At 72.1% G+C, this 24,151-nt stretch carries 20 protein-coding genes; 8 read left to right on the forward strand and 12 right to left on the reverse strand.

What is annotated here, in order from left to right:
- Positions 1 to 3: 3 nt before the first annotated feature.
- Entirely contained in the window at positions 4 to 957 is a 954-nt protein-coding gene (locus ABT006_RS14535; protein WP_350706444.1) for a DUF389 domain-containing protein, read from the reverse strand.
- 217 nt (positions 958 to 1,174) lie between these two features.
- Here ABT006_RS14535 and ABT006_RS14540 point away from each other — a divergent pair, with 217 nt between their 5' ends.
- The 4 genes from ABT006_RS14540 (at position 1,175) to ABT006_RS14555 (ending at position 5,687) form a co-directional block, all read left to right on the forward strand.
- Entirely contained in the window at positions 1,175 to 1,882 is a 708-nt protein-coding gene (locus ABT006_RS14540; RefSeq protein ID WP_350706446.1) for a sugar transferase, read from the forward strand.
- Positions 1,879 to 3,027 carry a DegT/DnrJ/EryC1/StrS family aminotransferase gene (locus tag ABT006_RS14545; RefSeq protein WP_350706448.1) on the forward strand — a complete coding sequence of 383 codons (1,149 nt, stop codon included), beginning with the start codon at positions 1,879 to 1,881 and terminating at the stop codon, positions 3,025 to 3,027. The genes ABT006_RS14540 and ABT006_RS14545 overlap by 4 nt, the downstream gene beginning before the upstream one ends.
- On the forward strand, positions 3,024 to 3,668 hold the full coding sequence (locus ABT006_RS14550) for an acetyltransferase (RefSeq protein ID WP_350706450.1): 645 nt from the start codon (positions 3,024 to 3,026) through the stop codon (positions 3,666 to 3,668). Before ABT006_RS14545 ends, ABT006_RS14550 begins: the two co-directional genes overlap by 4 nt.
- Positions 3,669 to 3,815: 147 nt before the next feature.
- The gene (locus tag ABT006_RS14555; RefSeq protein ID WP_350706451.1) at positions 3,816 to 5,687 is read left to right on the forward strand and encodes a polysaccharide biosynthesis protein; all 1,872 of its coding nucleotides are present in this window, start codon (positions 3,816 to 3,818) and stop codon (positions 5,685 to 5,687) included.
- A 283-nt stretch (positions 5,688 to 5,970) separates the two neighbouring features.
- On the opposite strand, the gene wecB is transcribed toward ABT006_RS14555, so the two are convergent.
- Genes wecB through ABT006_RS14575 form a run of 4 tightly spaced genes read right to left on the reverse strand, consistent with a single transcriptional unit; the run spans position 5,971 to position 10,524 of the window.
- Entirely contained in the window at positions 5,971 to 7,095 is a 1,125-nt protein-coding gene (gene wecB, locus ABT006_RS14560) for a non-hydrolyzing UDP-N-acetylglucosamine 2-epimerase (RefSeq protein ID WP_350706453.1), read from the reverse strand.
- Complete coding sequence (locus ABT006_RS14565) at positions 7,092 to 8,330, reverse strand: glycosyltransferase family 4 protein (protein ID WP_350706455.1); 1,239 nt, start codon at positions 8,328 to 8,330, stop codon at positions 7,092 to 7,094. The genes wecB and ABT006_RS14565 overlap by 4 nt, the downstream gene beginning before the upstream one ends.
- Positions 8,327 to 9,454, reverse strand: coding sequence for a polysaccharide biosynthesis C-terminal domain-containing protein (locus ABT006_RS14570; protein ID WP_350706456.1), 1,128 nt, complete (start codon positions 9,452 to 9,454; stop codon positions 8,327 to 8,329). Before ABT006_RS14570 ends, ABT006_RS14565 begins: the two co-directional genes overlap by 4 nt.
- The gene (locus ABT006_RS14575; RefSeq protein WP_350706458.1) at positions 9,448 to 10,524 is read right to left on the reverse strand and encodes an SDR family NAD(P)-dependent oxidoreductase; all 1,077 of its coding nucleotides are present in this window, start codon (positions 10,522 to 10,524) and stop codon (positions 9,448 to 9,450) included. The genes ABT006_RS14570 and ABT006_RS14575 overlap by 7 nt, the downstream gene beginning before the upstream one ends.
- 490 nt (positions 10,525 to 11,014) lie before the next feature.
- Here ABT006_RS14575 and ABT006_RS14580 point away from each other — a divergent pair, with 490 nt between their 5' ends.
- Complete coding sequence (locus ABT006_RS14580) at positions 11,015 to 12,199, forward strand: O-antigen ligase family protein (protein WP_350706460.1); 1,185 nt, start codon at positions 11,015 to 11,017, stop codon at positions 12,197 to 12,199.
- Between the two features lie 66 nt (positions 12,200 to 12,265).
- Here the strand turns inward: ABT006_RS14580 and ABT006_RS14585 are convergent, their stop codons facing one another.
- The 5 genes from ABT006_RS14585 to ABT006_RS14605 all read right to left on the reverse strand — a co-directional run bounded on the left by ABT006_RS14585 (position 12,266) and on the right by ABT006_RS14605 (position 18,520).
- A complete protein-coding gene (locus ABT006_RS14585; RefSeq protein ID WP_350706462.1) occupies positions 12,266 to 13,363 on the reverse strand; it encodes a glycosyltransferase family protein in 1,098 nt (365 codons plus the stop codon).
- Positions 13,364 to 13,643: 280 nt separating this feature from the next.
- On the reverse strand, positions 13,644 to 15,044 hold the full coding sequence (locus ABT006_RS14590) for a lipopolysaccharide biosynthesis protein (RefSeq protein ID WP_350706464.1): 1,401 nt from the start codon (positions 15,042 to 15,044) through the stop codon (positions 13,644 to 13,646).
- An 8-nt stretch (positions 15,045 to 15,052) separates the two neighbouring features.
- The gene (locus tag ABT006_RS14595) at positions 15,053 to 15,988 is read right to left on the reverse strand and encodes an NAD-dependent epimerase/dehydratase family protein (RefSeq protein ID WP_350706466.1); all 936 of its coding nucleotides are present in this window, start codon (positions 15,986 to 15,988) and stop codon (positions 15,053 to 15,055) included.
- 130 nt (positions 15,989 to 16,118) lie between these two features.
- Positions 16,119 to 17,381 (reverse strand): glycosyltransferase, encoded by a 1,263-nt coding sequence (locus ABT006_RS14600; protein ID WP_350706468.1) that lies wholly within the window; start codon positions 17,379 to 17,381, stop codon positions 16,119 to 16,121.
- Positions 17,378 to 18,520, reverse strand: coding sequence for a glycosyltransferase (locus ABT006_RS14605; RefSeq protein ID WP_350706469.1), 1,143 nt, complete (start codon positions 18,518 to 18,520; stop codon positions 17,378 to 17,380). Before ABT006_RS14605 ends, ABT006_RS14600 begins: the two co-directional genes overlap by 4 nt.
- Before the next feature lie 117 nt (positions 18,521 to 18,637).
- On the opposite strand from ABT006_RS14605, the gene ABT006_RS14610 reads away from it, so the two are divergent.
- From ABT006_RS14610 to ABT006_RS14620, 3 genes are all read left to right on the forward strand, one after another.
- On the forward strand, positions 18,638 to 19,918 hold the full coding sequence (locus ABT006_RS14610) for a glycosyltransferase (protein WP_350706471.1): 1,281 nt from the start codon (positions 18,638 to 18,640) through the stop codon (positions 19,916 to 19,918).
- A 69-nt stretch (positions 19,919 to 19,987) separates the two neighbouring features.
- A complete protein-coding gene (locus tag ABT006_RS14615; protein ID WP_350706473.1) occupies positions 19,988 to 20,143 on the forward strand; it encodes a hypothetical protein in 156 nt (51 codons plus the stop codon).
- 2 nt (positions 20,144 to 20,145) lie between these two features.
- Positions 20,146 to 21,075 carry an NAD(+)/NADH kinase gene (locus tag ABT006_RS14620; RefSeq protein ID WP_350706475.1) on the forward strand — a complete coding sequence of 310 codons (930 nt, stop codon included), beginning with the start codon at positions 20,146 to 20,148 and terminating at the stop codon, positions 21,073 to 21,075.
- A 141-nt stretch (positions 21,076 to 21,216) separates the two neighbouring features.
- Here ABT006_RS14620 and pgm read toward each other — a convergent pair whose 3' ends face one another.
- Together pgm and glgC are read right to left on the reverse strand one after the other, a co-directional pair.
- The gene (gene pgm / locus ABT006_RS14625; RefSeq protein ID WP_350706477.1) at positions 21,217 to 22,863 is read right to left on the reverse strand and encodes a phosphoglucomutase (alpha-D-glucose-1,6-bisphosphate-dependent); all 1,647 of its coding nucleotides are present in this window, start codon (positions 22,861 to 22,863) and stop codon (positions 21,217 to 21,219) included.
- Positions 22,860 to 24,092 (reverse strand): glucose-1-phosphate adenylyltransferase, encoded by a 1,233-nt coding sequence (gene glgC, locus ABT006_RS14630; protein WP_350706479.1) that lies wholly within the window; start codon positions 24,090 to 24,092, stop codon positions 22,860 to 22,862. The genes pgm and glgC overlap by 4 nt, the downstream gene beginning before the upstream one ends.
- Positions 24,093 to 24,151: the final 59 nt, after the last annotated feature.

Below are 24,151 nucleotides of genomic sequence, written 5' to 3' on the forward strand. Positions count from 1 at the left end.
GGGTCAGGGACGGGCCCGGCCGGGCCCGGGGCCGCGCCGGGCCAGGTACCACCACCACGACTGCTGCACCACCAGCGTGACCAGGCCGGCGAGCACGATCGCGCAGAGGTTGATCACCAACTGGAGGGCCGAGCCGGCCGCCTCGTGCCAGACGCCGTACGCGGCGGCGACGGCCACGTTCGCGGCGGCCGGCACCGTGGTCACCGAGATCAGCACCCCGACCAGGCTGCCGGACTTCTTCGAGGTCAGCGAGAGCATGCCGGCCACACCGGCGAGCAGGCCGACCACCCAGGAGAGCGCGTCCGGCCGCCAGATGAAGTCCGTGAGCGGGCGATCGGCCAACAGCATCCCGCGGTCGACCAGACCGGCGGCGGTCAGCGCCCAGGTGCTGAGCACGGTGACCACCATGGCGACGAGGAAACCGACCACCAGCGCCTGCACCGACCGGACGATGACCGGCAGCCTGCGGCGCAGCAGCGCCACACAGAGCGCGGCCAGGGGGCCGAACTCGGGGCCGACGACCATCGCGCCGACGATGAGGATCGGCTGGTCGAGCAGGACACCGATGCCGGCGAGCATGGTGGCGACGGTGATCAGCACGAGGTAGGTGGCGGACAGTTCCGTCTGCTCGCCGGTCTTGGCGGCGATCTCGTCCCAGACCACCGCGTCCGCGCCGCTGCCGGGCGCCGTCCGGGCCGCCCGGTCGGCCGCCGCGGAGATGGCCAGCTCCACGTCGTCGGCCGCGATGGCCCCGCGTGCCTCCACGCCGAGCTGCCGCAGGTCGCGCAGCACGCCGTCGGCGCTCTCCCGGACCACGTCGCAGAGGATGAGGTCGCCCTCGGGCTGGCGGGCGGCGCCGGCGAGCACGGCCAGATGGGTCACCCCGGGGTCGGCGGCCAGCAGCTCGGCCACCGCGGCGGACTGGTCCGGTGGAGCGATCACCCTCAGGTGCAGCACGGTCCTCCCCCTCGCCCTGTCGACGGTCGAGGACTCTACTGCCGGTCGGGCCGGATCGAAGGTCACGTCTTGGTAGCCGACCGAGTCCTGGCGGACGGTTGGGCGGTTGACCTGTCGGGATCAGAACCTAGTGGGGCGATTCTGCCCGCTTGACGCTTTCATGCCTGATACAACCTGTCTGGTCCATAATGACTCGATTGGCTTGGAGGTCGACACCGTGCATGGTTCCGTGAACGCGCCGGGGGATCTGGCGGAGCGGGCCCGACCGGAGGGCCTCAAGCGGGCCATCGACCTGACGGCAGCCGTGGTGCTGCTGGTGCTGACCGCGCCGCTCGTCCTCGTGGTGGCGGCGCTGGTGGCCGCGGGGCTCGGCCGGCCGGTGCTGTTCCGGCAGCCGCGCGCCGGCCGGCACGGCCAGGTGTTCGAGCTGGTCAAGTTCCGCACCATGCTCCCGCCCGATCCGCGGCGGGGACGGGTGTGCGACGGGGACCGGCTGACGCCGCTGGGGCGGTTCCTGCGCTCCACCAGCCTGGACGAGCTGCCGACGCTGTGGAACGTGCTGCGCGGCCACATGAGCCTGGTCGGCCCCCGTCCCCTGCTCACCCAGTACCTGCCGCGCTACTCCCCCACCCAGGCCCGGCGGCACGAGGTCAGGCCGGGCGTCACCGGGCTGGCCCAGATACGTGGACGCAACAGCCTGGGCTGGGAGGAGAAGCTGGACCTTGACGTCTGGTACGTCGACCATCGCAGCCTGCGGCTGGACCTGTCGATCCTCGCCGCGACCGTCCGCACCGTGCTGCGCCGCGAGGGGATCTCCGCGGCGGGCTCGGCCACCGCGCCGGAGTTCCTCGGCACGCCCTCGCTCGTTCCCGCCGCGCCGGGCCGGGAGACCACCCTGACCGTTCCCGCCGGAGGTGGCCGATGAGCCGCACCATCCATCTGTCCCCGCCCGACGTCGGGCCGCTGGAGGAGTCGTACGTCGTCGCCGCCCTGCGGTCCGGTTGGGTCGCGCCCGTCGGGCCGGACCTCGACGCGTTCGAGTGCGAGGTCGCTGCGAGGGTGGGCGCCCGTGGGGCCGTTGCCGTAAGTTCCGGCACGGCCGCGCTGCACCTGGCGTTGCTCGGGGTGGGGGTCGGGCCCGGGGATGCCGTCATCGTGCCGACGCTGACGTTCGTGGCGACCGCGAACGCGGTCCGGTACGCCGGCGCCCGACCGGTCTTCGTCGACTGCGACCCGCACACCGGCAACGTCGACGTCGCTCTCGTCGCCGAGCTGATCCGAAACCTGATCTTCCGGGGCCAGCGGGTCGGGGCGGTCGTTCCGGTGGACCTCTTCGGCAGCTGCGTCGACTACACCGCGCTGCTGCCGGTCTGCGACGCGGTGGGCGTCCCGATCGTCGAAGACGCCGCCGAGGCCCTCGGCGCCACCCATCGCGGCCGGCCCGCCGGCTCCTTCGGCCAGGCGGGCATCCTCTCCTTCAACGGCAACAAGATCATGACCACGTCGGGCGGCGGCATGCTCGTCTCCGACGACACGGCCCTGCTGGCCCGGGCCCGGTACCTCGCAACCCAGGCCCGCGAACCGACGCCGCACTACGAGCACCGCGAGACGGGCTACAACTACCGGCTGAGCAACCTGCTCGCCGCGCTCGGCCGAGCCCAGCTCGTCAGGCTGGACGGGATGATCGCCCGGCGCCGGCAGCTTCGCGACCGGTACGCCAAGCTCTTCGCCCCAGTCCCCGGCGTACGCCTGCTCGGCGCGGAGGACGCGGGCTCCAACTGCTGGCTGACGACCATCGCGGTCGATCCGGAGCGGTCCGGGTGGCGGGCCGCCGACCTGGCGGCCCACCTGGCCCTGCGGGACATCGAGACCCGACCGGTCTGGAAGCCGATGCACCTGCAACCGGCGTACGCCACCGCCGAGCGTCTCGTCACCGGCGCGGCGGAGCGGTTGTTCGCCGACGGGCTGGCCCTGCCGAGTGGCAGCGTCCTCGACGAGGCGCAGATCGGCCACGTCCTCGCCGCCGTGGACGAGTTCCTGGCGGTGCGGGCGGGGGCGTCGACGGCGTGACGACTCCCCTGGTGGTCGTCGGCTGCGGTGGCCACGGCCGGGAGGTCCTGACGATCGCCCGGGCGGCGGACGCCGCGGCCGGCCGGCGGCGCTGGCGCCTCCTCGGGTTCGTCGACGACCGCCCGTCCGAGGAGAACCTGAAGCGGGTGCAGCGGCTCGACGTCCCCTACCTCGGCGGAGTCGCCTGGCTGCGCGACGCGCCCCCGGAAACGCACCACGTGATCGGCATCGGCGACCCGCACGTCCGGCGGGCCGTCGCGGGGCGCGTCGACGCGTACGGCGTGCCGGCGGCGAGCCTCGTGCACCCGGCGGCGACGATCGGGCCGGACACCGTGCACGGCCCCGGTTTCGTCGCCTTCGCCGGGGCCCGCGTCACCACGAACGTCACCGTCGGCCGGCACGTGCACCTCAACCAGAACACCACCGTGGGCCACGACTGCACCCTCGCCGACTTCGTGTCGGTCAACCCACTCGCCGCCGTCTCCGGCGACTGCCACCTGGCGGAGGGGGTGCTCGTCGGCACGACGGCGGCCGTGTTGCAGGGCCTGCGGGTGGGGCGGAACAGCACGGTCGGGGCGGGTGCCTGCGTCGTGCGGGACGTGCCGGACGGCGTGGTCGTCAAGGGGGTACCCGCCCGTTGACCCGACACGGTCTCGACCCCTCGGCCAAAATTCGGTCATCAAACCCGAAAACTCCCAATCATCGCTTTTAGGCATGTATCAACTAAAAGAGCCTAAAGCTCCTTCCGCCCCATGGCGGAAGCGGTCGGAGACGGACAGGGAGCACAGATGCCGCCGGAAACAGAGACCATCCGACTCAGCGAGCAGGGGTCACACCGGTCCAGGGCGCGCCGCCGGACCATCGGATTTCTCGCCACCGACAGCACCGCCTGGGTTTGCGGGTTCCTCGCCGCGGTCTGGTTCCGTTACGAGTTCGACCTGACGCCCGACCAGCTCGCGCGCGCCGTCGCCTGCGGCGCCCTCGCCGCCGTCGTGCACGTGGCCGTCGCGGCGGTGCGCCGGATCTACTCCGGACGCCACCCGCTGGGCAGCCTCCAGGAGGTGCAGGGGGTCGCCGGCACCGCGGCCACCACCGCCGCGATCCTGCTGGTCGGGCTGCTCCCGGCCGGCGTGCGGCCGGTGCCGGCGAGCGCCCCGCTGGTCGGGGGCGCCCTGGCGCTGCTGTTCATGCTCGCCGCCAGGTTCACCTACCGGCACCGCCGCGACCTCGCCATGCGACCGGACGTCCGGTCCTCGAACCCGGTGCTGCTGTTCGGGCTCGGCGACGCCGGGCAGGGGCTGCTGCGGGCCATGCTCAGCGACCCGCGCGGGCGGTACCGGCCCGTGGGCGCCCTCGACGACGACCCCGACAAGCGGGACCTGCGCATCGGCGGAGTACGCGTGCTCGGCGGCCGGCGGGACGTCACGGCGGCCGTCCGGCGTACCGGCGCGACGACCGTGATCTTCTCCGTCGCGAACGCCGACGCCGCGCTGATCCGGCAGATCCGGGAGGCCACGCTGCGGACCGGGGCGGCGTTCAAGGTGCTGCCTCCCGTCCGGGACCTCGTCGACCACCGGATCACCGTCACCGACGTCCGCGACGTGCAGATCGGCGACCTGCTCGGGCGCCGGCAGGTGGTCGCCGACATGGCGTTGGAGACCAACGGGCTCAGCGGTCGACGGATCCTGGTCACCGGCGCCGGCGGCTCCATCGGTTCGGAGCTGTGCCGGCAGTTGATGAAGGCGGAACCGGGCGAGCTGATGATGCTCGACCGCGACGAGTCGGCCCTGCACGCCCTCCAGATGTCGCTGGCCGGCCGGGCCCTGCTGGACGGCCCCGAGCTGATCCTCGCCGACCTTCGCGACGACGAGGGGATCCGACGGATCATCCGCGAGCGTCGGCCGGAGGTCATCTTCCACGCCGCCGCGCTCAAGCACCTCACGCTGCTCCAGCGGCACCCCGGCGAGGCGGTGAAGACGAACGTCTGGGGCACCCTCTCCGTGCTCGACGCCTGCCGCGACGTCGCCCGGTTCGTCAACATCTCCACCGACAAGGCGGCCGACCCGATCAGCGTCCTCGGCTACTCGAAGCGGATCACCGAACGGCTGACCGCGCACGCCGCCTCCCGCTTCCCCGGCACCTTCCTCAGCGTCCGCTTCGGCAACGTGTTGAGCAGCCGCGGTTCGGTGGTGACGGCGTTCCAACGGCAGATCGAGCTGGGCCGACCGCTCACCGTCACGCACCCCGAGGTGACCCGCTACCTGATGACGGTGCAGGAGGCGGTGCACCTGGTGCTGCAGGCCGCCGAGATCGGCCGGGACGGGGAGGCGCTGGTGCTGGACATGGGCGAGCCGGTCCGCATCGCCGACCTGGCGCGGCAGATGGCCGAGCAGGCGGACAGCAGCGTGCCGATCGTCTACACGGGGCTGCGGCCCGGCGAGAAGCTGCACGAGGACCTCTTCGGTACCGGGGAGGTCGACACCCGGCCGCTGCACCCGCTGGTCTCGCACGTGGCGGTGCCCGCGCTGGACCCGATGGAGGTCAGCGGCCTCGACCCGTACGACGCCCCCGAGAAGGTCGTCGCCCAGCTCGCCCAGCTCTGTGCCCACCCGACCGGTCCTGTCCACGCCGCCCCGGTGCAGGTTCCGTTGTCGCGCTGAGGTCTCCCCGTGGACGCCGCCGGCCCGCCACGTCGGCGGCGTCCACACGTCCACGTCTACGCGCCAGGGGGAACGCCAGCCCGGCCGGCGTCCCCCTCGCCCCGGCGCGGCCGGTGTCCTCCGCCCGGCCCGGTCGACCCGCCGCTGGGGCCCGGGGCACGCCCGATCAGGCCGGATACGGGCCCGATCGGGCCGGGTACGGGGCCCGCGGCGGGTCCTGTCGGCACGGGGCACGAGAAGGCCGGCGACCGAAGCTCCGGTCGCCGGCCCTGTCGTACGCACCTCAGCGGCGGATGCCCGCCCAGTCGTGGTGCCGCCGAACGGTCGAGAGGATGAAGTCGACCACCCGACGGGAGGTGTCCGGGACCCGGTAGTCGACCGGGCACGGCACCCCCTGGGCGGCGACCTGGTCCACGGTCACCTCGACCGCCTCGACCACGCCCTGCGGGTCGAGCCCGGTCATGATGATCCCGCCGGCGTCCAACGCCTCGGGACGCTCGATCGACTCGCGCAGCGTCACGGCAGGGAAGCCGAGGATCGCGGCCTCCTCGCTGATCGTGCCGCTGTCGGAGAGCGTGCAGTAGGCCCTGGTCTGGAGGTGCACGTAGTCGAAGAGGCCGAACGGCTCGTGGAACGCGATCCCCTCCAGGGCGGTCGTGTCCGGCGCCAACGCCTCCAACCGCTTGCGGGTACGCGGGTGCGTGGAGACCAGCACCGGATGCCCCCAGCGGTCACGGACCGCCCTGAGGCAGTCGAGCAGACGCTGGAGGCGGGCCGGCTGGTCGACGTTCTCCTCGCGGTGCGCGCTGACCACGAAGTACCGACCGGGCGCGAGGTCGAGCTGTCGCAGGACCGCCGACGCGGCGATGTCCGACCGGTAGTGCTCCAGAACCTCCCGCATGGGCGAGCCGGTGTGCAGGATCCGGCGCGGGTGCAGCCCCTCGGCCAGCAGGTTGCGCCGGGCGTGCTCGGTGTAGACCAGGTTGAAGTCGGCGACGTGGTCGACCAGCCGCCGGTTCGTCTCCTCCGGGACGTTCAGGTCGAAGCAGCGGTTGCCGGCCTCCATGTGGTAGACCGGCACCCGCATCCGCCGGGCCATCAGTGCGGCGATGCAGCTGTTGGTGTCGCCGAGCACGAGCAGCGCGTCCGGCCGCGTCTCGGCGACGACCGCCTCCATGCCGACCAGCACGCCGCCCAGCACGCGACCGAGCGACGAGGTGTCCACCCGCAGGAACCGGTCCGGCTCGCGCAGCCGCAGCTCCTTGAAGAAGACGTCGGAGAGCGTGCTGTCCCAGTTCTGCCCCGTGTGCACCAGCAGGTGGTCCACCGTGTCGTCGAGCCGGGCGATCACCCGGGACAACCGGATGATCTCGGGTCGGGTGCCGACCACCGTCATGATCCGGGTCATGCCCGTCCTCTCTCTGCTGCCAGCTTGCTCATGATGTCCTCGAACTGGTCTACGCCCACCCGCAGCGACATGCGCTCCTGATAGACGCGCCGGGCCCGGAGACCCAGCTCCGCCCGCGCCGCCGGGGACTCGGCCGCCGCGACGGAGAACCGCGCGGCGAGCGCCTGCCAGTCTCCCGGCGGGGAGACCAGCCCGACGCCGGTCGAGCGGACCAGGGCCGCGGCGTCGCCGCCCACGGAGGCGATCACCGGGGCGCCGCAGGCCAGGGCGGCCTGCAGCTTCGACGGGATGCTGCCACGCAACGCGGGCAGGGGGCGCAGGCAGACGAGCTGCCAGTCCGCGGCGGCGTACAGCTCGGCCATCTGCTCGGCCGGGCGCCGGCCGACGAAGCGGACGTTGTCGGCACCGAGGTCTGCGGCGAGCCGCCGGGCGGCGTCCTCGTCCGCGCCGGAGCCGACCAGCACCAGGTCGATCCGGTCGCGGGCAGCGGCCGCCGCCCGGATCGCGGTCTCGATGCCCTGCAACAGGCCGATGTTGCCGGCGAACATCACCGTGCAGCGTCCACGGTGGCCGAGCGCCGCGCGGGCCGCGTCGGTGGCCGGCACCGGCCGGAACAGCGCGTCGTCGGTCCAGTTCCACACCACCCGGACCCGGGCCGGGTCCGCGCCACGGGCCACCACCAGATCGGCCATCGCCGGCGAGATCACCACGACGGCGCTGGCCAGGCGGTACGTCGCGCGCATCAGCGCGGCGATCCCCCGCTGCAACGCCCGGCCGGCCCGGCCGGTCGGCGCCATGCCCGACCCGAGCACGGACTCCGGCCACAGGTCCTGCACGTGGAGCACGACCGGCGTACGCCGGGCCGCGCGGACGATCGCCGCCGCGGCGAACGAGGTGGGTGGCGGGTGGTAGACGTAGGTGACGTCGGCGCCGGCCAACCAACGGACGCCGCCCAGCGCGCTGCTGGCCCCGAAGGAGAGGTGGCTCAGCGCGCGCCGGGCGGCGGACGTGTCGTGGCTGGGGTAGGCGGGCACCCGCCGGACGGTGACCGGGCCGTCAGCCTCGGTGTGCCGCCAGCGTTGCCGCCAGCCCGGGAAGACGCGGCCGTGCGGGTAGCTCGGAAAGGTGGTGAGCACCCGCACCTCGTGGCCCCGATCCGCCAACTGGCGCGCCAGGTTGCCGGGGATGAACACCTCTTCCGGCGGATACCACTGGCTGACCAGGCCGATCCTCACGCGTCGACCACCGGCTGCTCCGCCCGGGGGGCCTCCACCGGTTCGGGCCAGGTGTCCGGCCGGTCCGGGTCGAACACCTCGTTCGTCCAGAACATGGTGACCAGCTCGTCCGATCCGGTGTTGACCAGCTTGTGCACCCACATGGTGGGCATGTCCACCAGCACCGGCTCGTCGCCGGAGACGGGAAACCGCACCACCTCGGTGTCGCCGACCCTGCGCAGGCTGATCTCGGCCGTGCCGTGCAGCACGACGAACCGCTCCATCTTGGCCAGGTGGAAGTGCTCGCCCCGGGTGATGCCGGGACGGGTCGTGGAGCAGAAGGTCTGGCCGCCTCCCCCGTGCGCCTTGACCGTCTCGACCAACTCGCCCCGGGTGTCGGCCCGGCGCGGCAGCGCCAGCGGATAGTGCGCGGGGAAGCAGTGCGACCGGTACGTGTTGAACAGCCGGACGTCGTGCCGGTCCAGCAGAGCCGGGATCTCCCCCGTCCGGTAGGTGGCGGCCACGTCGGCGAGCCGGTCGGCGAGGGCCCGCACGCCGATCCGCAGCGCTGGCATGGCCGGATCCCACGATCCCCCGGCCGGAACGCCGACGAGCCGGGCCGCCGCGTCGGTGACGTGCACCAGGCTCAGCTCCCGGTCGGCGTGCACCTCCGGCCGGCCGCCCTCGGCGAGCAGCCGACAGAAGGTCGCGACCGCGGAGTTGTAGAACGGCCGACCGTGTTCCCCGTACAGGTTCGGCAGCAGGACGTCGTCGACCGGCAGGCCCGTGTCGGCAAGGATGCCGGCGGCGGCAGCCTTCGCGTCGCCGTAGGGCGTGCCGTTGCCGGCCTGCACCGAGTTGGCGAAGACCACCGTCCCGGGCGGCGTCGGGCAGTGCTTGAGACCCTGCGCGAGCTGGGCCGCGAGCTGCACGTTGCCGGCGGACACGTCCGCCGGCTCGCCCCGGTTGACCCCGGCCAGGTGCAGCACCCGGTCGACCCCGCCGACCTTCGCCGCGACCCGCTCGGGGTCGGCGAGTTCCGCCCGGGTGACGACGACCGGGTCCGGCCAGCCGAGGACGCGCAGCAGCACCCGTACGTGCCAGCCGAGGAAGCCGCCGGCTCCGGTGACCGCGAGCCTCAGCATGCCAGCACCGGGTCCCGCAGGGCGAGCTCCGCGCGCACCTCGGGCAGCGTCATCAGCAGCTCCATGATCTCCGGTACGCCGAGCCGCGGGGCGTTCGCCGAGTTGAAGTCCTCGGTCGGCCCGTCGCCCAGCTCACCCTCGGAGACGTAGAGCGCGTAGTTCAGGTCGCGGGCGTCCAGCGGCACGCGGTAGAAGTTTCCGAAGTCGTCGGCCTGAGTGAGCTCTTCGCGGCTGGCGAGCGTTTCGTGCCACTTCTCGCTGTGGCGCACACCGATCACGTCGAGCTTGAACGGCACGTCGAAGAGCTGGCAGACGGCCTCGGCGAGGTCGCCGATCGTGCAGGCCGGCGCCTTGCGGATGAAGACGTCACCGGGACGCGCGTTGTGGAAGGCGTGCTCGACGAGGTCCACAGAGTCGGCCAGGGACATGAGGAAGCGGGTCATGGTCGGATCGGTGACGGTGAGCGTGCGTCCGGCCTTGATCTGCTCGATGAAGAGCGGGATCACCGACCCACGCGAGTACATGACGTTGCCGTAGCGGACACAGGAGACGGTGGTGGCGCTGTTCGGGTTGTTCCGGGCGTGCGCCTGGGCGACCTTCTCCATCAGAGCCTTGCTCATCCCCATGGCGTTCACGGGGTAGACGGCCTTGTCCGTGCTGAGCAACACGACAGACCCGACGGCGTTCTGCGCCGCGGCCTCTACCACGTTGGCGCTGCCCAGGATGTTCGTCCGGACCGCTTCGAGCGGGAAGAACTCGCAGGACGGAACCTGCTTGAGCGCTGCCGCGTGGAAGATGAAATCGACGTCGCGGGTCGCCCGCTCCACACTGTCGCGGTCCCGGACATCCCCCACGTGGTAGCGCACGCGCTCGTCACCCAGGGTGCGGCGCATCGCGTCCTGCTTGGCCTCGTCACGGCTGAGGATCCGCACCTCGGCGACGTCGCGGTCCAGCAAGCGGCGGGTCATGGTCTGTCCGAAGGAGCCGGTGCCGCCAGTGATGAGCACTCGGCGTCCGGCGGTCATGAAGCTCATGGATTTCTCCCGTGTCGTTGCTCGGCGGGCCGCCACCGGCTGCCTCAGCAGACGGGGCCGCCGGGTGACGCCTCGGCAAACCATCCGGCAGCAGGGCCGTGACTTGCATGGGGCACCCGGGACAACGACACGTGGCCGGTCGAGATACGCATTTCATCCCAAACCAGTCAAAACGCCCGAAAACCCTGTACGGGTCGTTCAGATCGCCTACTTTATGCCATGAATCAGGCCTCTTGTCGCGCTCTGCCTGGTACAAACGATCCGGTGTCGCCCGCGCCACGCCTGAGGCTTCGACACCACCGCCCGCAGCGCAAACCGGCGTCCCGGGGGGAAATGCCCGAGGGAAAGGCCAGGGGTGACCGCCTCCTTGACTCGCCAGCGCCGCCCGCAGTCCGTCAGCTCCGATCAGTCACGCGATCAGGGGGCGAGACGCGCCGCCGCACCTGCACGCCAGCAGGAAGCCCGGAAGCCGTTGGGCTCCCGAGACGACCACGACCGTGTCCGACCCCCGTTGAGCCTGCCGCCGGTGCTGGTGCTGGCTCTGGTCGCCTTCATGGCCGCCCGCCCGCCGTGGTGGTCGTTCAACTACGCGGCGCCACTGGCCCTGCTCGCCCTGGGCCTCAGTGGACGCGTGCCCCGACTGCGACTGCCTGACATGCTGGCGATCGCGACCGGCGCATGGGCGCTGGCCGCTGCCCTCTGGACGGATCACCCGGAGCTGACCGTCCCGGCTGGCTACCGGTACGCCACGGTCTGCCTGCTGTTCGTGGTCTGCCGGCACGTGGTGCGCCGCCGGCGGGATCTCCTCCTGCTCGGTTCGACGTATCTCGCAGGCTGCGTGGTCGTGGCTTTGGAGCTGGTTGCGGGCGCGGGCAGCGAGCTACGCCAGCAGGGGGAGCTTCTTGACGTCGCCACCCGGTACGGCGTCGAGGGCCGGGAGATCAACGCCACCGCGTACACCCTTGCCGTCGGAGTGGTCGTGGCGATGCTGCTGACCGCCGCCGTACACCGTCGGCCGATCTTGCGGGTCGCCCCGCCCCTGCTCGCGCTTCCGGTGGTCTGGGGAATGCTCCTCACCGGCTCCCGGGGGGCGGCCATCGGTGCGCTGCTCGGCGTCGTCGTGTTGGGGCTGGCCTGGCTGCTTCCCCGGGCCACCGTCATCGGGATCGGCGCCATCGCCGGGCTCCTGATCCTCATCGTGCCGCTCGGCTTCGCCCCCCACCGGGTGGCGCTCTGGCTCGACGAGCTCTACGGCCGTCCCACGGGGGACATCTCCGGACGCCTGGAGCTGTGGCCGTACGCGTTGTCGACCTGGAGCGAGGCCCCCCTGACCGGTTCCGGTCCAGGTGTCTTCATCGGCACGAATCCGTTCCAGATCGGTCCCCACAACCTGCTGCTGATACTCGGTAACGACCTCGGTCTGGTCGGCGCGGTTCTCTACCTCGGCGTCATTCTTGCCGCCTGCTGGACCGCGGCCCGCGTCTCGCGGCAGGGACTCATCCTGACGTCCGTCTTCACCGCCGTGCTGCTGCCGATCTGGCTGAGCGGCCAGTGGGAGGCGGCGCTCGCGATGTGGCTCGCGCTCGCACTGGTCACCGCCCTGTCGGAGCTGCCGGCATCACCCCGGGCGGCACACCGCGCGCTGCCCGGGGAGCTGTCCTGGGGCAAGCGTCCGGTCCTTCCCCAGCTTTCCGGACGGAATGCCCGATAGCGGGTCGACAAACCGGACGGGGCGCGACGGTCGAGAACCGTCGCGCCCCGTGAGTCTTTCGACTCGTCACCGAACGACGTGAGTCAGGGAACGGGTCGGTGGTTCCGCCCGAGGCGCCGACGTGGGACCGACGGACCGGCGGGCGGCCTCGCCCAGGACCTCCGCCAGGCGCAGGGCCACCTGGTCGGATCGGTGATGGCGTACCGCGAAGTCCAGTCCCTGCCGGCCGAGGCGCTCCCGCAGGCCCGCCTCCTGGCACAGCCGGGCCAGCTCCCGGCTCAGGGCCACCGGGTCGTCGACGCCGACGACGACGCCAGCGTCGGCCTCCCTGAGGTGTGCCATCGAGGCCAGCTCGACCGGGCCGAACCCGAGCACCGGCCGGCCGGCGGCGAGGTACTGCGGGATCTTCGTGGAGAGCGAGTAGCGGGTGTAGGCCCGGTTGTCCTCGGCGAACGACTCCACGTGCACGAGAACATCCGCGCCACGCAGGACCGCGGCCACCTCCGTGCTGATGAGCGGTCGCCCCAGGCGTACAGCGGCCAGGTCGGCCAGGTGGCCGCCGTACCGGGCGACGTCCTGCTGCGGCATGTGCACGGTCAGCCGCGCCGCCATCCCCTCGCCGGCAAGCTGGTCCAACGCCTCGCCGATGCGCCGCAGCGACCGCCAGCGCCCCAGGTGCAGGCCGCCCACATAGACCAGCTCGATCGCCGCGCCGTCGGGACGTGGTGGCACGGGGTGCCCAGGGTCGGCGAAGTCCTCCGCGTCCACGCAGTTGCCGAAGGCGGCGAATGGCAGCCGGTAGCGGCGCTCGTACTCCCTGGCCATCGGGCCGCTGATGCCCAGCCCGTACGAGGATTGCCGCAGCACAGCGCGCAGCTCGCGGCGCACCGCCTGCCGGGGCAGGCCGAGCACCTGTCCCTGGGCGTACAGCGTGGTCGCCCAGTCGTCCATGAAGTGCGGCACGAGCGGGACGTCGCACTCACGGGCGGCCATCAGTGCCAGCCGCATCATCCGGATACTTCCCAGCGTCGCGTACACCACCTGCGGCTGTTGCGCCCGTACCCAGTCCCGCAGGTGGGCAGGCGGCCGAATCGGAGTCAGATCGAAGAAGGCGGTCAACTCCTTCCGCAGCCACGCCCGAACCGGCCCGGGATCCTGATCCATGCGGACCGTCCCGTTCGCTCGCGCGCCGCCCGTCGCTGTCACACGCTCCGAGCGCTGCGTCCACCTCCGCAGCCGGATCAGGTGATGCTCGACCGGGGCGATTTCCTGACCGACGTGCGCGAAGCTGGCGCAGACATCTGTCGTGGGCTCCCGATCCTCTGTGTACAGCTGGGCGAGCCGGTCGCGGGGCCAGCCGGCGAACAGGTTCGACAGCGTGATGCCGGTGCCGGAAGTACGGCTGAAAGCAGCCCCTCCCACCACCAGCACGCGCGGATACTCCTCAGGCAGCAATCGGCTCACCCTTCCTCTCCTGCGCCGCCGGCGCGCGGTGCCTCCGCAGCGTCCGGCGGTATCCGTAGAGTGCGGCCGGCAGGACGGTCAAGGCGTAGCCCGCCGCCCCGACCCAGGGCACAGCGGTGACGCCGAACCACCGGGCGCCATACCACTTGCCGAGGATCGAGAGAGCCAGAAAGGCCACCCAGCCCACCAGTTGCGGAACGACCACACCAGCCGCGTTCTGCACCATGAAGCGCGGCGAGAGCGCCGCCTGTAGCACCCACCACACCGCCAGTCCGGCCAACAGCCATCGGTCTCCTCCGATTGACACCGGGAGCCACGCGGCGAAGAGCCAGTCCCCGAAGGACACCAGCACTACCGACGGGACCGCGGCGGCGAGCACGGACAGGACGGTCATCCGGCGGGTGGTGTGCCGCACCCAGGAAAGCTGCCCCTGGGCGAGGGCGTCACCGTTGGCCGGCCAGAGCGGCACGTTGACCAGGACGACGAGTTGCCCGAGCTGGGCCAGCAGCTTCGCCGGAATCACGAAGCCGGCGACGGCGGACAGCCCGAGCGCGTGCGCGATGACGAGGGTGTCGGCGTTGGTGGCCAGTGACATGACCACCGTCAACACGAAGAACAGCCCGCTCAGCCGGGTCAGTTCCCACGCCGTGCGGGCGTCGACGGCGCCCAGCCGGGGCCGGATCCGGCGGTGACCCCGGCGGAAGAACCAGATCGTGTTGACGAGGTTGACCAACGGCGGCACGGCGACCGACGTCGCGATCACGAGCATCGGGGACAGGCCGGCGGCCACGACGGCGAGCACCAGGACCAGCCCGGTGAGACTGGCGGCGGCCTGCCAGATGTTGCTGCGTCCCACCTGCTGATAGGCGTACTGCACCCGAGTGATCAGGGAGAGTGGCACGTTCACCACGAACGCGGTGAGGCACATGAGCGCGATGAGCCGGGTCTGGCCGGACGTGACTTCGCCACTGACGTTGAAGAGCGACGTCCACGGGATGCCGCCTGCGAACAGCCACAGCAGGGTGATCATGGCAGCGGCCAGTAGTGACAACGTCAGATAGGCGCTGGAGATGTAGCCTCTGGCACGGTCGTCGTCCCCGTGGGCATGGCACGGGGCCAGCTTGGTCATCAGCCCGCTACCCAGTCCGAGATCAGCGAACGACGCCATGCCGACCAGCGCGGCGACCGCCATCCACAGCCCGTACAGATCGGTGCCGAAGTACGGCAGCGTCACCGGGACGAGCACGATCGGCGCGACGAAACCCGCCGCCCGGCTGGCCAGCGCGGTGGCCACGCCGGACAGCAGCTGGCGCGTGCGATCATGCGGGCGGCGGTGGGCCGTCCGCGCGTGCCCGGCCCGTTCGGTGACCCTCCAGGACACGCGTGCCCCTAGTGGCCGGCGAACACGTGACCGGCCATCCAGGACACCGTCTCCCGAAGGCCCTCACGCAACGAAATCGGGCGCACCGCCGGAAACAGTTCGTGCAGTCGGCTGGAATCGGCCTGGGAGTCCCGGACGTCCCCGGGCCGTGGCGGCTCGTGGATCCGCTCCAAAGGACGGCCGAGCAACTGCTCCAGCTCACCGATCACCTCGAGCAGCGAGATTCGTGCGCCGAAGGCGAGGTTGACCACGTCCGGTGCGGACACCCGGCGGACGACCGCGTCGACGATCACCGAGGTGACGGTGCCGACGTAGGTGAAGTCGCGGGTCTGCCGCCCGTCGCCGTGGACCCGCAGCGGCCGCCCGGCCAGGGCCGCGGTGACGAACCGGGGCACCACTGCCGCGTAGGCGTGGTGGGCCGCCTGCCGGGGGCCGAAGACGTTGAAGAAGCGGAAGGGCAGCACCAGCAAGCCGTAGCAACTCGCGTAGGCGACGGCGTAGGCCTCGGCGGCGAGCTTGGAGACGGCGTACGGGCTGACCGGCATCGGGCGCAGCCCTTCCTGCCGGGGTAGCACGGGGTTCGCGCCGTAGACGGAGGAGGACGAGGCCACGATCACCTGCCCGACGTCGTGCCGGCGCGCCGCCTCGAGCACCGTCAGGGTGCCGGTGGCGTTCGCGTGGTGGCTCGGCAGCGGGCGGTCGATGGAACGGGGCACCGAGCCCAGTGCGCCGAGGTGCACCACGCTGGCGGCGCCGGCGAACGCCTCGTCCAGCAGGTCGGGGTCGAGAACGGTGCCGCGGAGGAGCGGCACCGGCAGGCCGTCCAGGTTTTCCAGGAGACCGGTGGAGAGGTCGTCCACCGCGACGACCGAGGCGACCTCCGGCGTGTCCAGCAGTGCCCGGACCAGGTTGGCCCCGATGAAGCCGGCACCGCCCGTCACCACTACCTTCACGGTCGTCCCCCGTTTCACCGGTGCCCCAGCCCGACGCCGGCGCGATCACCAAAGGGACAACGAGCACGACAGGTGATGAGTCACGCAAACAGGGACGTACGTCCGCTGCTCATCCATGACGTCAGCGCCCGGACGCGGCGGGCGCCACGGCCGAGCGGCCCGTCGGGGAGGCGTCCGGCGACGCGGCCAGGGAGGTCAGGAAGTCGTGCACCCGCCGCCCCTGCGCCACGGGGCTGCGGGTCAGGCGGAGGAACTCCCGGCCGGCCGCCCCACGCCGGGTCACCTCCCCGGGCGGAAGCGCCAAGGCGCGGACCAGCGCCGCACGGAGACCGTCGACCGTGTCCGGCTCGGCGAGCACGAGGTGCGGCAGGTAGTCGGCGGGTATGCCGGGGAGCCGGGTACTGACCACCGGCACCCCGGCCGACAGGTACTCGATGGTCTTGGACGGGAACGAGTAGCGCACGAAACCCTGCGCGACCGGACGGGGGTTGACCAGCACCGCCGCTCGCGCGAGGCGGCCGGCCAGCACGTCCCGGTCGAGCAGGTCCGGAGGCGCGATCCGCGGGTCGGCGGCGGCCTGCTCGCGCAGCCAGGGCGTCAACTCTCCGCGGCCGAACAGCAGCAGCCGCAGATCCGGGTCGGGCAGCGCGCGGAACGCCTCCACCAGGCGGTCCACGCCGTACGCGCGACTGAGCCCTCCCGCGTACACCACCTCACGGACGTCCGAGGCGGCCTCGACACGGGGGTGGACCCCGGCGGGCGGGTGGAAGATCCCCTCCATGACCAGGTGGGGACGCCCGGGCGCGAAGTCCTCGGCGAGTGGCCCGGTCAGCGCGATCACCCCGGCGCAGCGACGCAACGCGGCCCGGACCAGGGCGACGTCGAGCCGGCGCAGCAGCCGCACCAACCGCCCGTCGGTGGGAAGGGCGACGCCCGGCGGGTCGGTGAGCACGGGTACGACCCGCACCCCGCGCCGCCGCGAGGCCAGCGCACCGGCCCACAGGAACGGGGCGTGCACGCCGTGCACGAGCAACACCTCTCCCGCGCCCGGCGAAGCGGCCAGCCGCCGGCGGGCGGCGAGATAGCGCGTCAGGTGCTTGACGCCGAGCACGTTGACGAAGCCCAGCAGCCGGCCCTCGACCCCGTCGTGGTGGAACCGCCCGCCACGGAACACCAGCCGGCGGTTGCGCGGCCAGGTGGAGACGGGCGCGGCGGAGAGGAGGCTCACGCGGCAACCCGCGGAACGCATCGCGGCCACCAGCCCCCAGGCGAGGGTGTGCGTCTGGGTGGCGTGCACGGCGTCGCGTGCGGTGACGTCCGCGAGCACGTCGTCCGGCACGGTGAAGCCGAGCAGCGTCACACGGGTGCCGTGCGGGGCCGTCACCGGCCCACCGCCAGGATCCGGCGGTAGACCCCGTCGAGGTTGTCAAGCATGCGGTCGAGGCTGTACCGCTCGCGGACCCTGCCGCGCGCCCGGACACCGAGTTCGACCCGGGCGGTCGGGCTGGCCACCAGGGGAGCCAGGGCGTCGGCGAGAGCCTGCGGATCGCCGGCGGGCACGAGCACCCCAGCTTTGTCGCGCAGCACCTCCACGTTGCCTCCGACCGCGCTCGCCACCACCGGCAGCCCGTGGGCCATCGCCTCCAGCAGCGCGTTGGACAGGTTCTCGTGCAGCGTCGGGAAGACGAACAGGTCGGCGGCGGCCAGCAGATCCGGGACGTCGGCTCGGGAGCCGAGCATGCGCACGTCGAGCGCTTCGGGGCCTGCCGCGGCGGCGCCCAGCGCCTCGGCGATCGCGGGGCGGTCCGGACCGTCCCCGGCCACGAGCAGCACCCGGCGACCGGCGGCGGCCGGCATCCGGCGCAGCGCGTCGGCGAGCACTCCGTAGCCCTTCTCCCAGGTCAGCCTGGCGACCGCGATCATCACGACGTCGTCGGGCCGTAGGCCGAGTTCGCCGCGAATCCGGGAGCGGGGGCCGGGCTTTTCCGGCACCAGCACCCCGTTCGGGATCACCCCGACGAACCGGTCCCGGCAACCGCGCAGGAAGTCCCGTCCCGCGGCGTACTCGCAGACGGTCGCGACGTGGGTGGCCGCCCGCAGGGTGAACGGCTCCGCGCCGTGCACCAGCAGCCCACGCCGCAGCGGCCGGCCGCCCTGACGCAGATCGCGGACGGTGCCGTGCACCGTGACCAGGATCCGCGGGCAGCGGGCCAGACGTGCGGCGAGGACGCCGAGAAAGCCTTCGTTCTGCAGCCCACGGACGTGCACCAGGTCCGGCCGGAGGCGGCGCAGCAGCGCCACCCACTCGCGGAGCAGCGACACGTCGAGGCCGCCATTGCCCCGGTCCTGGTGCATCCGCACGAAGTCGTACTCGTCGCCGAGCCGGGAGGCGAGCACCCGCTCGACGACGGTCAGGGGGCCGTTCGCTCCCGGCCGTCCGGCGGAGTGCTGCACCACGACCGGGCGGGCGCGAGCGGCGGGTGACGAAGGGTCGAGACCGGCGACGGCGATGCTCGGGCGCACAGGAACTCCAATCCGACGCGTTCCGGCGTGGAAAGCGACGACGGGGCGACATCGGTGACCTAGACTATCGGGCGATATCGGATTAACAGGAATAATTCCGTCGAATCGGGGAAGCTCATGTTCCAGCCATCGGTGGCGGACCTGCTCGATCCGGTCGGTCCCGGCACCCCCCGCCTCCTCGCGCTGGCGGCGTACCGGTTTCCGCACGGCGATGCCATGTCCAACCGGCTGCTGCACCTGGCCCGTTCGGCGACTCCACCCGGTGCCACCGTCGTGGTGGTCAACGACTGGCCCGCAGACGGGACCCGGCCACCCGTGGATCCGCCGCTGCCGGCGGAGGTCAAGCTCCTGACTCTCCCGCCGAGCAGGGGAGGCAAGGTGGCCCGCTGGTGGCACCGCCAGCGCCGCCCGTTTCGGGTGCTCGCCGCACTGCGCCGGGCCGGCGTTCGACGGGCCGACCTGAACGGTGTCCTCCTGCCGCTGGGGCTGTGGAATCTGACCACCTGGGTGGTTCTTCGAGTCGCGGTGCGCCGTCCGATCACCGTCGACGTGCTGGAGCGGCACGATCCCGAGCAGTTCGCCCTGGGCCGGCTCGCCCCCTACTTCATCCGGCATCGCTGGGGCTTCTTCCTCGCGCCCCGGCTGGCCGACCGGATCATCACGATCTCCACCGCGCTCCACGACGACTTCGCTCGTCGGCGGCCCACGCTGATGGTGCCGCCGCAAGTCGACCGCGCCGCGTATCAGCCACCTGCGCCGCCCTCGCTGACCGACGGTCTGCGCCTGCTCTATGCCGGCACCGCCGGGACCAAGGATCTGCTGGCCGTCGTGGCGGAGGGGATCCGACGGTTACCTGCGGCGGAGCGCGACCGGGTCCGTCTGACGATCGCCGGCATGACCCGCGACCAGGCGGTTAGGCTGTCCGACCTGGACGCGGGGAACCTGGACGGCCTCGGCGATCAGGTGATTTTCCTGGGTCGGGTGCCGCGTGAGGAGGTCCTGGCCGAGCTGGCCCGCGCGCACTTCTCGGTCCTGGTCCGCCCGGTCGCCGGCTACTCCCGTGCGGGCTTCCCGTCGAAGGTGCCGGAGAGCCTGGCCGCGGGATGCCCGGTGCTGTTGAACCACACCAGTGATCTCGACCGGTACATCACGGACGGCCGGGAAGGGCTGGTGCTGAGCGGAGCGACACCGGACGACGTCAGCGAGGGGCTGATGCGGGCTCTCGCCTTGGACGACGACGACTGGCGGCGGATGAGCCAAGCCGCCCGGGATCGGGCGAGGGACTTCGACTACCGCTCCTGGACGCCGGCCGTGAGCGACTTCGTCGCCGGCGCGGGGCGCGGCTCCGGCACGGCGAGCCCACTCAGCGAAGCCGACTCGGCCCCCGTCAGCCGCTGATTCGGAGGGCAGAGGGCGCGCTCGTCGGCGGCGATCATCTCGACCGGCCAGCGTAGCCGGATCGGGACCGTGACCGCCGAGGAGTCGACCCACTACCACCTGCGCGACAGCGGCGGCTGGCGGCAGGTCCAGGAACGACGCGACATCGAGGCGGACTTCAGCGGGGCGATCGCGCGGCATCTGCCCGGTGACCGGCAGCGCCCGGCCGGATGTGGTGAGCTGTAGCCATGGACCGCACCCTGCTCGGGCTGGCGCTGCACCCGACGCGGGACGCCACCGGGATCGTCTCGATCATCGCCGACTGGGCGGCCCGGCACCACACGGGCCTCGTCGTGCGCACCGAGGACCGGCACCGGGTGCCGGCGACGGTGGAGGCGATGCCCGCCGAGGAACTGGCCGAGCGTGTGAGCGCACTGATCAGCATCGGCGGAGACGGCACGATGCTCGGGGCGCTCCGGTCCGTGTGGCGCAACCCGAAGCCGGTGCTCGGGGTGCACCTGGGCAAGCTCGGCTTCCTGGTGGAGGTGGAGCCGCCGGAGCTGCCGGAGGCGCTGGACCGGCTCGCCAACAAGGACTTCACGGTGGAGGCGCACAGCTGTCTGGCCTGCGACGTCTGCGGGGACGGCATCGTCGCCTTCAACGACGTCGCGCTGGTTCGCCGGCCCGGCTCCGGGTTCGTGACGGCGACCCTCGCCGTGGACGGCCAGCGCTACGGCTACTACCGCTGCGACGCGCTGGTGGTGAGCACCCCGACCGGCTCGACCGCGTACAGCTACGCGGCGGGCGGCCCGCTGGTCTCCCCGGCCACACAGGCGGTGGTGGTCACCCCGTCGGCGCCGATGGCCGGCATCTCCCGCTCGGTGATCCTTTCCCCGGAGGAGGAGATCCGGTTGGAGCTGACGCCGGGCTCCGCGCCGGTGGCGGTGGAGATGGACGGGCTGGTGATCCGGGAGGCGGCCACCAAGGGGGCGATCGACATCAGCTACCGCCGGGAGGCTGGGCTGGTGGTACGGCTGGACCCCCGCCGCTACCAGGAGCGCAACCAGCTGAAGCTCAGCCTGCTGGACCTGCCGCTGCTGCCCGAGCAGCTTCGCGAGCTACTGCCCGAGGGGCTGCGCGAGCAGCTCAACCGCCGCGAACTCCTCCCACCGCGCTGAACCGGCGCCGGGTGCCGGAGGAACCGGGATGGATGGGCCCCTCACGGGGTGGCTCTCCGCCAGGATCCTCCGTTCCGTCACCGGCGGTAACGCCGTAGATCTTCGTGGTCTCTCGTGACCCGGCTGCGGATTGCCCCGCGCTCACGCCTGCTTGAGCACCTCGGACACCAGGTCCTTCGCCTCCTGCTGGATGCGTTCCAGGTGCTTCGGCCCCTGGAAGGACTCGGCGTAGATCTTGTAGACGTCCTCCGTACCCGACGGCCGGGCGGCGAACCAGCCGGAGTCGGTGGTGACCTTGAGCCCACCGATCGGCGCGCCGTTGCCCGGCGCGGCGGTGAGGGTCGCGGTGATCGGCTCGCCGGCCAGCTCGGTGGCGGTCACCTGCTCCGGCGAGAGCTTGCCGAGCACGGCCTTCTGCTCCCGGCTCGCCGGCGCGTCGATCCGGGCGTACGCGGGCGCGCCGAAGCGCTCGGCCAGCTCCGTCCAGTGCTGGCTCGGCGTACGGCCGGTGGTGGCGATGATCTCGGCGGCGAGGAGGCAGAGCAGGATGCCGTCCTTGTCGGTGGTCCAGGTGCCCCCGTCGCGACGCAGGAACGACGCGCCGGCGCTCTCCTCGCCGCCGAAGCCGACCGCGCCGTCGAGCAGCCCGGGGACGAACCACTTGAAGCCGACCGGCACCTCCAGCAGCGGGCGGCCCAGGTCGGCGGCGACCCGGTCGATCATCGAGGAGGAGACCAGGGTCTTGCCGACCGCGGCGGCCGGACCCCAGTTCGTCCGGGTGCGGAACAGGTGGGCGATCGCCACCGCGAGGTAGTGGTTGGGGTTCATCAGGCCGCCGTCGGGGGTGACGATGCCGTGCCGGTCGGCGTCGGCGTCGTTGCCGGTGGAGACCTGGTAGTCGGCGCGGGCCGCGATCAGCGAGGCCATCGCGTTCGGCGACGAGCAGTCCATCCGGATCTTGCCGTCCCCGTCCAGGGTCATGAACCGCCAGGTGGGGTCGACGGCCGGGTTGACCACGGTCAGGTCCAGCCGGTGCCGCTCGGCGATCTCGCCCCAGTAGGCGACGCTCGCCCCGCCGAGCGGGTCCGCGCCGATGCGCACCCCGGCGTCGCGGATCGCGTCGACGTCGATCGCCGCCGGCAGGTCGTCGACGTAGCCGGCGAGGAAGTCGTACGACCCGGTGGTGTCGGCGGCGCGGGCCCGCGCGTGGGGGATCCGGCGGACCTCCTTCAGCCCGTCGGCCAGGATGGCGTTGGCCCGGTCCTGGATCCACTTCGTGACGTCGGTGTCCGCCGGCCCGCCGTGGGTCGGGTTGTACTTGAAGCCGCCGTCGTCGGGCGGGTTGTGCGACGGGGTGATCACGATGCCGTCGGCCAGCCCGCTGGTGCGCCCCCGGTTGTGGGTGAGGATGGCGTGCGACACCGCCGGGGTGGGCGTGTAGCCGTCCCGGCTGTCCAGCAGCACGGTGACCTCGTTGGCGGCGAGCACCTCCAGCGCGTCCACCGCGGCCGGGGCGGAGAGGGCGTGGGTGTCGCGGCCGACGAACAGCGGGCCGTCCAGGCCCCGCTCCCGGCGGTAGTCGCAGAGCGCCTGGGTGACCGCGAGGATGTGGTCGGAGTTGAACGCGTTGCGCAGGCTCGACCCGCGGTGCCCGGACGTGCCGAAGGAGACCTGCTGCGCCGGGTCCTGCGGGTCGGGGTGCTCGGCGTAGTAGGCGGTCACCAGCCGCGGCACGTCGACCAGGTCGGCGGGCTGGGCGGGCTTGCCGGCCCGGGGATGACTGCTCACGGTTCCACCTTCTGTCCCTTGCCGATCACCACGATGCCGTTGTCGGAGACGGTGTAGCGCTGCCGGTCCTTCTCCAGGTCGACGCCGATCTCGGCTCCCTCGGGCACGACCACGTTCTTGTCGAGGATCGCCCGGCGGACCACCGCGTGGCGGCCGATGTCCACCCCCTCCATCAGCACCGCGCCGTCCACGTGGGCCCAGGAGTGCACCTTCACCTTCGGCGACACGACCGAGTTCTCCACGAGCGAGCCGGAGATCACCGCGCCGGGCGAGACCATCGAGCCGACCGCCCGGCCGACCCGCTCGCCCCACTGGTGCACGAACTTCGCCGGCGGGTACGGCGGCTGCTCCGTGTAGATCGGCCACTCGAAGTTGTAGAGGTTGAACACCGGGTGCACGTTGATCAGATCCATGTGGGCGTCGTAGAAGGAGTCGAGCGTCCCCACGTCGCGCCAGTAGCCGCGGTCCCGGTCGGTGCTGCCCGGCACCTCGTTGTCGCGGAAGTCGTAGACGTTGGCCTCGCCCCGCTCGACCAGCATCGGGATGATGCTGCCGCCCATGTCGTGCTTGCTGGTCTTGTCCTCCGCGTCGCGCTCGACCGCCTCGCAGAGCGCCTTCGTGCTGAAGACGTAGTTGCCCATCGAGGCGTAGATCTGGTCGGGGGCGTCGGGCAGGCCGACCGCGTCGGTGGGCTTCTCGCGGAACGCCCGGATCCGCCGGCCGTCCTCGCCGACCTCGATCACGCCGAACTGGTCGGCCGTCGACAGCGGCTGCCGGATGCCGGCCACGGTGACCCCGGCGCCGGAGGCGATGTGGTCCTCCACCATCTGCCGCGGGTCCATCCGGTAGATGTGGTCGGCGCCGAAGACGATCACGTGGTCCGGCTGCTCGTCGTTGATCAGGTTGAAGCTCTGGTAGATCGCGTCGGCGGAGCCGGCGAACCACCAGGGGCCGCGCCGCTGCTGCGCCGGCACGGGGGTGACGTAGTTGCCGAGCAGCGTCGACATCCGCCACGTCTTCGTGATGTGCCGGTCCAGCGAGTGCGACTTGTACTGGGTCAGCACGACGATCTTGAGATAGCCGGCGTTCGCCAGGTTGGAGAGGACGAAGTCGACCATGCGGTACATCCCGCCGAACGGGACGGCCGGCTTGGCCCGGTCCGTGGTGAGCGGCATCAGGCGCTTGCCCTCTCCGCCGGCCAGGACGATCGCGAGCACCTTGGCAGCCATGTTCAGACGCTAACCATCCGCCGCGGACTTCACCACTCGTACGGGCACACTTCTGCACT

The sequence above is a fragment of the Micromonospora sp. NPDC002717 genome, assembly GCF_040295705.1.
Taxonomy (GTDB): domain Bacteria; phylum Actinomycetota; class Actinomycetes; order Mycobacteriales; family Micromonosporaceae; genus Micromonospora.

Excerpts from the sequence above, each read along its gene's own strand:
- ABT006_RS14545 (WP_350706448.1), top strand. The coding sequence starts at position 1,879 with ATGAGCCGCACCATCCATCTGTCCCCGCCCGACGTCGGGCCGCTGGAG.
- ABT006_RS14555 (WP_350706451.1), top strand. The coding sequence starts at position 3,816 with ATGCCGCCGGAAACAGAGACCATCCGACTCAGCGAGCAGGGGTCACAC.
- wecB (WP_350706453.1), bottom strand. The coding sequence starts at position 7,095 with ATGACCCGGATCATGACGGTGGTCGGCACCCGACCCGAGATCATCCGG.
- ABT006_RS14570 (WP_350706456.1), bottom strand. The coding sequence starts at position 9,454 with ATGCTGAGGCTCGCGGTCACCGGAGCCGGCGGCTTCCTCGGCTGGCAC.
- ABT006_RS14585 (WP_350706462.1), bottom strand. The coding sequence starts at position 13,363 with ATGGATCAGGATCCCGGGCCGGTTCGGGCGTGGCTGCGGAAGGAGTTG.
- ABT006_RS14610 (WP_350706471.1), top strand. The coding sequence starts at position 18,638 with ATGTTCCAGCCATCGGTGGCGGACCTGCTCGATCCGGTCGGTCCCGGC.
- ABT006_RS14620 (WP_350706475.1), top strand. The coding sequence starts at position 20,146 with ATGGACCGCACCCTGCTCGGGCTGGCGCTGCACCCGACGCGGGACGCC.
- glgC (WP_350706479.1), bottom strand. The coding sequence starts at position 24,092 with ATGGCTGCCAAGGTGCTCGCGATCGTCCTGGCCGGCGGAGAGGGCAAG.